The sequence below is a fragment of the Psychrobacillus sp. L3 genome (assembly GCF_042945595.1).
Taxonomy (GTDB): Bacteria; Bacillota; Bacilli; order Bacillales_A; family Planococcaceae; genus Psychrobacillus.
Genome location: NZ_CP168493.1, coordinates 2587072 through 2599671, shown reverse-complemented (window position 1 = coordinate 2599671; position 12600 = coordinate 2587072). Strand labels below are relative to the sequence as shown.

10 protein-coding genes are annotated in these 12600 nt (G+C 36.6%); 6 read left to right on the top strand and 4 right to left on the bottom strand.

All coding sequences use genetic code 11. The annotated features are described in order from the left end of the window. Positions 1–36 precede the first annotated feature (36 nt). The 3 genes from murC to ACEPXD_RS12760 all read left to right on the top strand — a co-directional run bounded on the left by murC (position 37) and on the right by ACEPXD_RS12760 (position 2589). Positions 37–1335: a UDP-N-acetylmuramate--L-alanine ligase gene (murC, locus tag ACEPXD_RS12770; protein WP_391116475.1), complete on the top strand. Its 1299-nt coding sequence runs from the start codon at positions 37–39 to the stop codon at positions 1333–1335. A gap of 189 nt (positions 1336–1524) precedes the next feature. Continuing rightward, entirely contained in the window at positions 1525–1980 is a 456-nt protein-coding gene (locus tag ACEPXD_RS12765; RefSeq protein WP_391116473.1) for a DUF948 domain-containing protein, read from the top strand. A 21-nt stretch (positions 1981–2001) separates the two neighbouring features. Next, a complete protein-coding gene (locus ACEPXD_RS12760) occupies positions 2002–2589 on the top strand; it encodes a YtxH domain-containing protein (RefSeq protein WP_391116471.1) in 588 nt (195 codons plus the stop codon). A 1032-nt stretch (positions 2590–3621) separates the two neighbouring features. Here the strand turns inward: ACEPXD_RS12760 and ACEPXD_RS12755 are convergent. Beyond that, the gene (locus ACEPXD_RS12755) at positions 3622–5757 is read right to left on the bottom strand and encodes a cell division protein FtsA (RefSeq protein WP_391116469.1); all 2136 of its coding nucleotides are present in this window, start codon (positions 5755–5757) and stop codon (positions 3622–3624) included. A gap of 169 nt (positions 5758–5926) precedes the next feature. On the opposite strand from ACEPXD_RS12755, the gene ACEPXD_RS12750 reads away from it, so the two are divergent. Together ACEPXD_RS12750 and ccpA are read left to right on the top strand one after the other, a co-directional pair. Continuing rightward, on the top strand, positions 5927–7012 hold the full coding sequence (locus ACEPXD_RS12750) for a bifunctional 3-deoxy-7-phosphoheptulonate synthase/chorismate mutase (protein WP_391116467.1): 1086 nt from the start codon (positions 5927–5929) through the stop codon (positions 7010–7012). Between the two features lie 133 nt (positions 7013–7145). After that, positions 7146–8144 (top strand): catabolite control protein A, encoded by a 999-nt coding sequence (gene ccpA, locus ACEPXD_RS12745; protein WP_391116465.1) that lies wholly within the window; start codon positions 7146–7148, stop codon positions 8142–8144. 25 nt (positions 8145–8169) lie between these two features. Here the strand turns inward: ccpA and ACEPXD_RS12740 are convergent, their stop codons facing one another. The 3 genes from ACEPXD_RS12740 to ACEPXD_RS12730 are packed head-to-tail and all read right to left on the bottom strand — an operon-like array spanning position 8170 to position 10662. Further along, complete coding sequence (locus ACEPXD_RS12740) at positions 8170–9372, bottom strand: acetoin utilization protein AcuC (protein WP_391116464.1); 1203 nt, start codon at positions 9370–9372, stop codon at positions 8170–8172. After that, entirely contained in the window at positions 9342–9989 is a 648-nt protein-coding gene (locus ACEPXD_RS12735) for an acetoin utilization AcuB family protein (protein ID WP_391116462.1), read from the bottom strand. The genes ACEPXD_RS12740 and ACEPXD_RS12735 overlap by 31 nt, the downstream gene beginning before the upstream one ends. A gap of 40 nt (positions 9990–10029) precedes the next feature. Further along, on the bottom strand, positions 10030–10662 hold the full coding sequence (locus tag ACEPXD_RS12730; protein ID WP_391116460.1) for a GNAT family N-acetyltransferase: 633 nt from the start codon (positions 10660–10662) through the stop codon (positions 10030–10032). 173 nt (positions 10663–10835) lie between these two features. Between ACEPXD_RS12730 and acsA the strand changes: the two genes are divergently transcribed. After that, positions 10836–12554 carry an acetate--CoA ligase gene (acsA, locus tag ACEPXD_RS12725; protein ID WP_391116458.1) on the top strand — a complete coding sequence of 573 codons (1719 nt, stop codon included), beginning with the start codon at positions 10836–10838 and terminating at the stop codon, positions 12552–12554. The last annotated feature ends 46 nt before the right edge of the window (positions 12555–12600 follow it).

The following is a 12600-nucleotide window of genomic DNA, read 5'->3' as shown; positions in this document are numbered from 1 at the left end:
ATATAAATGGGGAATATCCCAGGAGGTTTACAACGTATGACAAAGTATCATTTTACAGGCATTAAAGGGTCTGGAATGAGCCCGTTGGCACAGATATTACATGATGTTGGGAACGAGGTACAAGGTTCTGATATTGAAAAGTATTTTTTTACTGAAAAACCATTACATGAACGAGATATAAATGTTTTATTATTTGATGAAGCTAATATTCAAGAAGGAATGACCATTATTGCGGGTAATGCATTCCCAGATAGCCATCCAGAGTTAATAAGGGCGAAGGAACTTGGTTTGCCAATCATTCGATACCACGAATTTTTAGGTAATTATATGAGTCAGTTTACTTCAGTAGCGGTAACTGGTGCTCATGGCAAAACTTCTACTACTGGACTACTCTCGCATGTATTAAGTGGATACAAACCTACCACGTTTTTAATCGGAGATGGTACGGGTAAAGGGATGAAAGATGCAGCTAACTTTGTATTTGAGGCATGTGAATATCGCAGACATTTTTTAGCTTATCATCCAGACTATGCAATTATGACAAATATTGATTTTGATCATCCAGACTATTTCCATGATGTTGATGATGTATTTAATGCTTTTCAATCCATGGCCATGCAAGTGAAAAAAGGGATTATTGCTTGTGGCGATGACAAGTATTTACAGAAAATTAAAGCGCCAGTCCCTGTACTTTACTATGGTTTCGGCGAACAAAATGACTTTGCTGCTAGGAACGTAGAAAGAACGACAGAAGGTACTTCTTTTGATGTATTTGTTCGTCATGAATTCTACCAACGCTTTACAATTCCTTTATTTGGTGATCATGCGGTTTTAAATTCTTTAGCTGTAATTTCTCTTTGTCATTACGAGGATGTACCTTCAGAAATTATTCAAAAAGGGTTAGAAACATTTGAAGGGGTTAAAAGACGCTTTACAGAAACGATTATTGGAGATCGTATGATAATCGATGATTATGCACATCATCCAACTGAAATTAAAGCTACGATACAATCGGCAAGACAAAAATACCCGAATCGACAAATTATTTCTATTTTTCAACCACATACTTTTACGAGAACGCAAAAATTTTTAAATGAATTTGGCGAGAGTTTGAATCTTTCAGATCAAGTTTACTTATGTGATATTTTTGGGTCAGCGAGAGAAAATGTTGGGGACCTAACTATTCAGACTTTAGCTGATATTATTGAAGAAAGTAATATTTTAACAGAAGAAAATGTAGATCAATTGCTCCATTATGATAATGCTGTCTTTTTATTCATGGGAGCAGGGGATGTTCAAAAATATCAACAAGCATTTGAAGAGAAGCTTGTTTAATAAGCGCATAGCTATCAGCTGAGCTTTTATACTTTCTGATTAAATAAAAAATGCTTAATCCATATTTGGATTAAGCATTTTTTATTTAAAGAATATTCGAAAGAAACGTAGTATAGTATTATATAGAAGAAGTTTAATTTTATTCTTTTAGGGTAAAAATGTTGTATAACAACTGAAGGAGGATACAAAATGGAAAATCTCTTATACATAGCTGCTATAATAGCTGCAATTGCATTTTTAGTACTTTGTATAAGCCTGGCAGTTACTTTATTTTCTGTGAAAAAGACATTAAATAATGTTGCAAGCACACTGGAAGGGCTAGATACAAATTTACAAAATGTGACGAAAGAAACTGCGGAACTTCTTCATAAAACAAATGAATTAGCAGAAGATATTCAAAAGAAATCAGAGAAGTTGAACACGGTTGTAGATGCAGTGAAAAATGTAGGAACGTCCGTTAATGGTTTAAACTATTCTATTCAACGGATTACTTCTTCCGTTTCTTCAGAGGTAGAAAAAAACGAAGAGAAGATTGCACAAGTGATTCAATGGAGTAATGTTTTGCTTGGCGTTAGAGACAAATGGAAAGAGCGTAAAGCGTTAGAAGAAGCAGGCTATAATGAATACGATTCGAAAAAAAAATAATAAGTTATTGGAGGAAGTCAAATGAGCAATTATAATCACAATAAACCAAATTATAATGATGCAAAACACAATAATGAGTATTATGAAAATCAATCATCGTATAACCAACAAATACAGTCTACGTATCCACCGCTACCTTACAATAACGAAAGTAGAGCAACTATTTACCGTAATGACGAAGTAAATGGCAAAGACTTTATCCTTGGAGTTCTTGTTGGTGGGATAATCGGTGCAGCCACAGCATTATTATTAGCACCAAAGACTGGGACAGAACTGAGAGAAAATCTTTCCATTCAAGCTGGTCAATTGAAAGATAAAACAAAAGATTTATCTTCTACTGCAATGGAAAAGACAACTCAATTGTCTAAACAGTTGCAAGAGCAATCAGGACAACTAGTAGAGAAAGTAAAATCGATTAAAGGTATGCCAACTTCTCCTCAAGATGATGGTACTGTATCTTCTGAGGGCGAAGAACCAATGGAATATATGGAAACTATTTCTCATACTTCAGAAGAGTTAACAGCAGACGAAAAGGACGAAGATGATGATGCAACATCAGTTGCAGAAGCAATAAAAGATGCAGTAGTAAATAACAAATCAAATAACTAATAGTAAAGTGGTAGTCCTTTAAGTCGTATAACGACATAGGGCTATCATTTTTATTTACAAGGGCAACGAACTAATCTCTTATTAACCAAACCTTATCCATCATGTCTCAATAGATTCCAAGAGGGCGACGGACGAACACCCGCCACAAGATTACCGAAAAAAGTGTAGATGGAGGTGACGTTGTCACTTCCATCTACACAATTCCAAGGTAATAGTGAAGTCGATGTTTCGTCCCAAGCACTCTAGAAATAGAGAAAGCAAGGTGCACTTAAAGGGCGATTGCGTTTTCTAAAAAGATAAGAAAGTATATGGATTATCAACCTGCGAAACCAGTGTTCATAGTACTTTAAAGAATTAAAGAATACCGCGGATTTCCGTTTCAGGTGGACGCGTTCCGCGGGGGCGCCGCATTCGCGTCTTTGCGATGTCTCATCTGTCTCCGAGGAACGAAGGCTAAGAGCGCCACATCGTGTGGCAACGCCTTCGCGACCAACATCCTGTTGGCCTCCGTCTGGAGTCGCCACCTTTCACTACAATCCATTAAGTGAGTAGTTCCTTATAAGAAAGTATATGAAATTGATATACTAGAAATCCAGTATTCACAAAGACTTGAAGTGATTTTAATGGTGTCTTCCTTAAGCAGGATTTCCTATATGTTTTTACTTTTATCGTACACAGTATACATGAATCAGCGGGTAGATGATTAGAATTGGTGGGGCCAAAAAAAATAGGTAGTATTCATTAATAAAGAAGCGCTGAGCGGACGAAATTGCATCTTCGTCCACTTTTAAAAGAATAGGAAAGCATCTAATCTCTCATTAACCAAACCTTACGCACCTTGTCTCTACAAATTTCAAGAAGGCGACGGACAAACATCCGCCACAAGATTATCGAAAAAAAGTGGATGGAGAAGCGACGCAGTCACTTCTCAATCCACAAAAATTCCCGCTGTAATAGTGTAGCAAATGTTTCGTGCAAAGCACTCTAGAAATAGAGAAGATAAGATGCACTTAAAGGACGCTTGCGAATTTTTTAACTAAAAACTATCTCTAATTGATCTCCGCCGAAGATTTCTTCATCAAAACCAGATGTCTGTCCATTCTTTAAAATTTGAAACGGACCCTTAGCTTCGGGTAAAGTCCAATTGGAAAAGCGGAAGACATCTTGAAAGATCCAAGAAGAGGTATTGACATCTTGCCATTGCAGAATCGAACCAATTGGGACTATATCTTCAGAAGTAATAGGGGTTGCTCTATTGGATACAATTGCACATGCTTTATATAATTCAACTTCTTTATTCTGAAAGATAACTTTAATTCGATCTACTAGTTTTCTATCTAATTGATCGGCAATTTGTTGAAGGGATGGAGCACTTTCTATTTTTAAGTTTAGAATATCATTATCTTGAACAGGATATTGTAGTTTCACTGGATTTTCATTCAACCATAAGGATGAAGTAAACTCTGGTATAAAGTGGTTCTTATCATTGATAGTAATCGTATATGGTTTTAATAGAGAAAGATAACTTTCTTTCTGGATCGCTACTAATACTTGCTCCACTGTTTGTGGGGTTTCTACTGTTATTTTGTCTCTCTCTTTTAGCGCGGTATAAAGAGGAGTTTTTTGGTTGTTAATAGAAACAATTGGTTCTACTATATGTACAACTCCTTGACATGTAACAGTTTTAACAGAAGCATCATCAAGTAAATCTCGAACTGTTGCCTCCCCATCTTTTCCGTCTTGACCTTCAAAAAGTTCAATCTTGTCGTTACTTTTAATCGTTGTTTTAGTATTAGCTTCATGTCCATTCAAATGAATAAGAGCTGGTTTCCCATGTTCGCCAGGGATATAAATGTCTCTTCCATTGACTTGAACAGCAAGTGCCGCACCTGGTTTTCCATATAGTTTTCGTGCCGATATATTCGCTGCAAGAAGTGCATCTCCGACAGTCATTTCTTTTAATTCAAATAGTCGAACGATTTGATTGTTTACTTCTACTGACATATATTGAATTGGTGCTCTTTTTGCTGCGATTGCAATACCAATAGGTGTAACTAATTCAGGTGTAACTGGAATATGATCTTCTTTCGTTAAATTTTGAATGGCATCAATTCCACGAACAGCTACACGGTTAGAAGGAAGCTCTAATTTTTCTGCAAGAATAGTAGTAAGTGATGGAGTTAAACTACCTCCTCCAACAAGCATCACTGCTTTTGTTGGTTTGTTATTATTCAATCGAAGGATCTCATTTGAAATAGAGGTAGCTAATTCAAGAGTAGCTGGTCGAATAACCTCTATGACTTCTTCTTTCGGAATATCTTGATCAAAGCCTAAAATATCTTGAATACGAATAAAATCATTTTGATTAATAGCTCGCTTCGCTTCTTCTGCGAGCGGGAAGTCTAATAAATAATGGTCGCTTAAGGCTTCTGTTATTTCATCACCGGCATTTGGAACCATCCCATATGCAACAACAGTACCGTGATCTGTGATAGCGATATCAGACGTTCCTGCACCGATATCGACAAGGGCAACATTTAGTCGCCTCATAGATGTCGGTATTAATACATTAATAGCAGCAATTGGTTCTAAAGTTAAGGCTTCCATCTCTAAACCGGCTCTCTTTAAAGCAGATAATAATGATTCTACGACAACTCTAGGCAAGAAAGTAGCGATTACCTCGATAGAAGCTACTGTCCCCTGTTGGTCAACTAAGCTTCCGATTTCTTCACCATCTAGTCGATAGTATAATACACTGTATCCAACACAATAATAATGACTAGAGTGTTTTTCAATATCTTTTTGTACTAAATTAGTTTGAGCTTTTTGAACCGCCGATAGCTCTAAGCGACTGACGTCTTCCTCTGAAAATATAGGTCTGTTTTTAATATCCATTTCTACCATGGCTTGTTCTGTTTTTAACGCCCGTCCAGCAGCAGCAACGCTTACTTTTTCAAGTGGTCCGTGTTTTACTTCTAATTGAGTTTTAATCGAAATAATTGCTTCCGCTACTTTTAGAACATTATGTATTTGCCCATCAACCATAGCTCGTTCTTTATGTTCCTCTACTAATATGTCGACAACGTGAAACGATTGATCTCTTTCTTCTAAGATGATTCCAACTACAGATCTTGTACCAATATCCAGCGCAAATAACTTGGATGACAAATTCTCACGTCCCTTTTCTTAAATTCGAATACTTTAGCGAGTTGAAGCGTTAAAATAAAATGCGTGACATTCATGTATGCATTGATTATAATATGTCTTATACCTAAAAATGTATCATAATCTTCAGTCGATATAAAGTATTGATGGAGAGAAGAGAGGAGAAATATCTATGAGTCATGTAGATTTAGAAGGATTACGCACACGTGTAGATGAAATCAACGTTGAAATTTTACAGTTGATTAATGAAAGAGCTGGAGTCGTTCAAGAAATTGGAAGAGTAAAAGAAAAACAAGGTGTAAATAGATATGACCCTCTTCGCGAAAGAAATATGCTAGATCATTTAAAAGAAAACAATAATGGCCCGCTTCCACAGTCCACAGTGGAGCACATTTTTAAAGAAATTTTCAAAACTGCTTTAGAACTGCAAGTGGACGATCAGAAAAAAGCACTTCTTGTTTCACGTAAAAAGAAGTCAACAGATACTATTGTAGAAATTAATGGTGAAAAAATTGGAACAGGTATACCTTCCTTCGTATTTGGTCCATGTGCTGTTGAATCTTATACACAAGTTGCAGAGGTTGCCGCAGCAATTCAAGCAAAAGGATTAAAACTTATTAGAGGTGGGGCATACAAGCCACGTACTTCTCCATATGATTTCCAAGGACTTGGATTAGAAGGCTTAAAAATATTAAAACAAATCTCACAAGAGTATGGATTAGCGGTAGTGTCTGAAATCGTTACACCTAGCCATTTAGAAGAAGCACTTGATTATGTAGATGTTGTGCAAGTTGGTGCTCGTAATATGCAAAACTTTGAGTTATTAAAAGCAGTAGGTTCCATTAATAAACCAGTACTTCTTAAACGTGGGATTGCTGCTACGTTAGATGAATTTATTCATGCTGCGGAATACATTATGTCACAAGGTAATGATCAAATTATTTTATGTGAAAGAGGTATTCGTACGTATGAAAGAGCTACGAGAAATACATTGGATATTTCTGCAGTACCAATATTGAAACAAGAGACTCATTTACCTGTATTTGTTGACGTAACACATTCCACTGGACGCAGAGATATTTTATTGCCTGCCGCGAAAGCTGCAATTGCTATCGGAGCAGACGGGGTAATGGCAGAAGTTCATCCTGACCCTGCAGTTGCATTATCCGATGCAGCTCAACAAATGAACTTAAAGCAATTCGATGAATTTTACGATTCATTACAAAGATTTATGAAAACTCATGAAGTACATGCATAATGAGATTATAATTATTCACAAAACCGACTCTTCTTATAGAGTCGGTTTTACTATATGATTGAAAATCATAGTGAACATACAGTATTATTTATATATAGTATAAATATTCATGGTAGTGAAGGAGGGTTATGCGTTGACTATTACAATATATGATGTAGCAAGGGAAGCAAATGTATCGATGGCAACCGTTTCACGTGTAGTAAATGGAAACCAAAATGTAAAACCTGCCACTCGTCAAAAAGTGTTAGCAGTAATCGAGCGACTAGATTATAGACCGAATGCAGTTGCAAGAGGATTAGCAAGTAAAAAGACAAAAACAGTTGGAGTAATTATACCAGATATTTCAAATGTGTTTTATGCGGAGCTTGTACGAGGAATAGAAGATATTGCGACGATGTATAGATACAATATTATTTTAACGAACTCCGATCAACAAGAAGACAAAGAAGTTCAACTACTTTCAACGTTATTTAGTAAGCAAGTAGATGGAGTTGTCATGATGAGTGATCAAGTAACAAAAGATATGTTTAGGGAGATGGAAAGGTCACAAGTTCCTATCGTGTTAGCAGGTACAATTGAGGCTTCTAACTCTTTTCCTTCTGTTAATATCGAATATCATGAAGCAGCAGTTGATGCAGCTAATCGTTTACTTCAAAATGGACATAAACGTGTTGCTTTTGTTTCTAGTTCGATATCATCGGCTATTAATCAATTGTTCAAGTTATCTGGTTATAAGGAGGCACTAGAAAAAGCCAATATAGAAATTGACTCAGATTTAATCGTTGGCATTGATAATACGTATGATGATGGACTTCTAGCTTGGAAAAAGCTTCGTGAGCTAAAAAATCCTCCAACAGCATTTTTTGCCGGAAATGACGAAATTGCCATAGGTTTAATACATGGTGCTCAAGATAATGGTTTTAGAGTTCCTGAGGATATCGAGGTTATTAGTTTTGAAAACTCCAAACTTGCTCGAATGGTTAGACCTCAATTAACAAGCGTGGTACTGCCTTTGTATGATATCGGAGCAGTTTCGATGAGATTATTGACAAAGTTTATGAACAAAGAAAAAATTGACGAACAAACTGTTATTCTTCCTTATCGAATAGAGGAAAGAGATTCCGTAAAATAATAAGGAAAACCACCAGTAGCTTATGTTACTGGTGGTTTTTGTAAGATTGTTGCTGACGAAGTAAGTGTAAAGCTTTATCAAGCATTTGTTTATTTTTCTCCGTAATTTCTGCTTTTCTGGGAATTGGTTCATATAGTGGATTTGGATCCTTCCAAGTTGGAATGAAGGGGATAGGAGCCTTTTTGGACCAACGATTTAGCCAGTTTTTCGGTAATTCACCTTCGGGAGCCTTTAGGCCATTCATTTCCATCCAAAGTAAGGACCAGGCACGAGGGACTACTCTCCATATATCATATCCACCACCTCCGACAGCAATCCACTTCCCATCACAATATTCATGTGCAAGTTCATGGGCCAATTTCGGGATTTCTTGATAAATTTTCATCGTGCCATACAAATGCGTTAATGGATCGAAGTAGTGGGCATCTGCACCATTCTGAGTTAAAATTACATCCGGTTTAAAAGAATCAATGATCTCTCTAAATGCTGTGCGATAAACTTCTAGAAATGAATCATCTTCCGTAAATGCATCAATTGGAAAGTTAAAGGAATAGCCAAAACCTTCTCCAGATCCTCTTTCTGTTATATTACCTGTCCCTGGAAAAAGATATCTTCCAGTTTCATGAATTGAAATTGTACATACATTCGGATCATCGTAAAAGCTCCATTGCACACCATCTCCGTGATGAGCATCTGTATCTATGTATAGAACGCGTGCATTGTATTTTTGCTGCATATATTTAATCGCTACTGAACTATCGTTGTAAACACAGAAACCTGAGGCGCGTCCTTTAAAACCATGATGAAGACCACCACCTAGATTAAGTGCATGGAATGACTTTCCTTCCATCACATAATCCACCGCAGTTAGGGTTCCTCCGACAAGACTAGCACTCGCTTCATGCATATGTGGGAAAATTGGTGTATCTTCTGTACCAATACCATAGCTTTCATATATGCTTGTTTCGGTTGTTTCAAAACTAGCTTTTTTTACCATTTCAATATAGTGAGGATCATGGGCTAAGCTTAATTCTTCGTCTGATGCAGTTCTAGGTGCTACTATATCCATAGATGATAAAACGTTCAATTCTCTTAATAAGTCGACCGTTAAAGTTAATCGTTTTTGATTAAACGGATGTGTGTCTGAAAACTTATAGCCTAATTGATCTTCTGAAAAGATAAACACTGCGTCCTTTTTCATAGATTCATTCCTGGATGATTTGGCCATAATACTTCGAAGCCCTCTGCTCTTATTGCTTCGATGAGTTTGAGAGGATTCATCGTTTTGACACGTAATACTAATATTTTGTAATCGCTTTTCACTTTATCGGGATACACCAAAACACTTAATACATTTATTTTCTGTTCATAAAAAACTTTAGATACTTCAAACAGAACTCCTGGTTGATTGGGTACACGAACTTCGATTTGAGATCCAGGCTGATGGGCACCTGTTAATTCAATAAATTTGTATAGTAGGTCAGATTCCGTAATCATACCGACTAGTTTACCTTGACTAACAATCGGCAAGCATCCAATACGATTTTCGTAAAATATATTTGCTGTTTCTTCTACAAAGTCTAGTGGATGGCCAGTAATTGGATTTATTGTCATGATTTCTTTTAATGGACGCTCATAAATTTCAGGATTTTGGATGCTCAGAAGTGACGATGGAGTAGCTTCTTTTAAGTCACTATCGGTCACAACACCAACGACCTCTCGCTGACCATTTATGATTGGTAAATGGCGTATTCTTTTCTCTTTTAAGAGTAGTAAAGCATCATTAATCGTATGGGAAGGGGTTAATGTTGGTACAGAAGTATTCATTATTTCTTCTACAATCATTGTGATAAACTCCTTTTCGATTTGACTAGCGCTTATCTTTTTAATACATAAATCGATTCATAAAGCGCAGCTGATCAAACTGTTGAATAGACTTGCTATCCACTCTGCTACCTATTTTAGCCATGAGACAGTTAGCAGGATGGGAACTAATCTCTGGATCATCTGTTGCAAAGTATTCTAATCCCCCAGCCTGCATCATTTTCTCCATTACTTTTCGATATTCCCAGACATTTAACCCCGTTCCTTTTAAATCCCAATGCCAATAATATTCAGTAGTGATTGTAATATAATCTTCCATCATTTCATCCATCATAGATACACGAAGAAGAGTTTTCCCTACTCCTGTTCCACGATACTTTGGAATTACTTCAATGGCACCAAGTTCGATTAAATTTTCCATCTTCCCTTGAGACCATCGTTCGAGTGGATCGGGGTGAAGAAATGTACTATATCCTACAATTGTCCGTTCATTTCGTACAATTATTATTCTTCCTTCAGGTAGATTGGCGATGTCAACGATGGCTTTATGTTGTTGAGCAGGTGCTCGGAAAGCAACTAAATCTTCATGGAATTCCAAATTAGCTATTACATCCGATTGCATCGGTCCTTCTACGATAAGGGTACCATGCTTTGTTTCTAGTACCACCGAATTATACGTTTTGTTATGTATCACAAATTCACCACCTATAAAAATAATGTCAATTGAAATTATTATACATGATATTTCTGAAAGAAAGCGATTCATTATCTAAAGATCGTAAAACATTCGAAAAAGTAAAAACATTAGCAAAAGTACAAAAAAGTATTGTAGAATAAAAGAGTATATTGAACGAAAGGATGAAGAGGATGAAAATAGAATTACTACCAGTAGTACAAGGTGACTATCAATTAAAGGACTATGATGAAACTGTAAAAAGTTTTCAATGGGAAGATGCAGAGAAGAATTTTTCTTGGTACGAGACTGGAAAAGTTAATATGGCTTATGAAGCTATTGATAGACATGCAGAATCTTATAGAAAAGATAAAATTGCACTGTATTACCAAGATGCTGATAGGAAAGAATTTTATACATTCCTTGACATGAAAAATAGGAGCAATAAAGCAGCAAATGTTTTTAAGCAAAAATCTAGTCTTATAAAAGGAGATCGTCTTTTTATCTTTATGCCCAGGTCACCAGAATTATATTTTGCACTACTTGGTGCAGTTAAAATGGGTGTCATTGTAGGTCCGCTATTTGAAGCGTTTATGGAAGGTGCAGTTTATGATCGCTTACTAGATAGTGAAGCGAAAGCTATTGTTACTACTCCAGATTTACTTAATAGAATTCCGTTGGATAAATTACCTCATTTAGAAACAGTTTTTTTAGTTGGGGAAAATATAGAAGAAACAGAAAAATTTATAGATTTTAATAAGTCATTAATGCAGGCGTCTGATTCTTTTGACATAGAATGGGTAGATAAAGAGGATGGTCTTATCTTACATTACACATCCGGTTCAACAGGGAAACCAAAAGGCATTTTGCATGTGCATTATGCAATGGTTCAACAATACCAGTCAATGAAATGGGTTATGGATATTAGAGATGAAGATATTTACTGGTGCACAGCAGATCCTGGATGGGTTACAGGTACATCTTATGGTGTATTTGGCCCATGGCTTGCAGGTGCTACTTCTCTTGTGCTTGGGGGACGTTTTTCGCCAGATGCATGGTATAACGCGATTGATGAGTATGGTGTGACGGTTTGGTATAGTGCCCCAACTGCATTTCGTATGTTGATGGGAGCAGGGGACGCGATTGTTAAAGCGCATGATTTATCCACTTTACGCCATGTTCTATCCGTCGGGGAGCCTTTAAATCCGGAAGTGATTAAGTGGGGTATGCATGTATTTAATAAGCGAATTCATGATACATGGTGGATGACAGAAACAGGAGCACAAATGATTTGTAACTACGGTTGTTTACCGATCAAACCCGGATCAATGGGTAAACCTTTACCAGGATTGGAAGCAGCCATTATAGACAATCAAGGAAATGTTGTTCCTCCATTCACAATGGGGAATCTAGCGATAAAAAAAGGTTGGCCATCTATGATGCGTCAAATTTGGAATAACAAAGAAAAATACGAGTCAACTTTTATGAATGATGAGTGGTATTTTTCAGGAGACTCCGCTTATATGGATGAAGAAGGATATTATTGGTTCCAAGGACGAGTAGATGATGTAATCATGACTTCTGGTGAACGAGTAGGACCATTTGAAGTGGAAAGCAAGTTACTAGAGCATCCTGCTATATTAGAAGCTGGAGTAATTGGTAAACCAGATCCTGTACGTGGAGAAATTATCAAAGCATTTGTCTCTTTGAATGCAGGATATAAACCTTCAGACGAATTAATTGCCGACATTCAGCAATTTGTTAAAAAAGGACTTGCTGCACATGCAGCACCTAGGGAAATTGAATTTAAAGAGAAGTTACCAAAAACCCGAAGCGGAAAAATTATGAGACGAGTATTAAAAGCTTGGGAATTAAAATTACCGACAGGGGACTTGTCAACGATGGAAGACTAATAAAAAGCCACAGCGACCTTAAAAATTAGGAAGCTGTGGCTTTGCA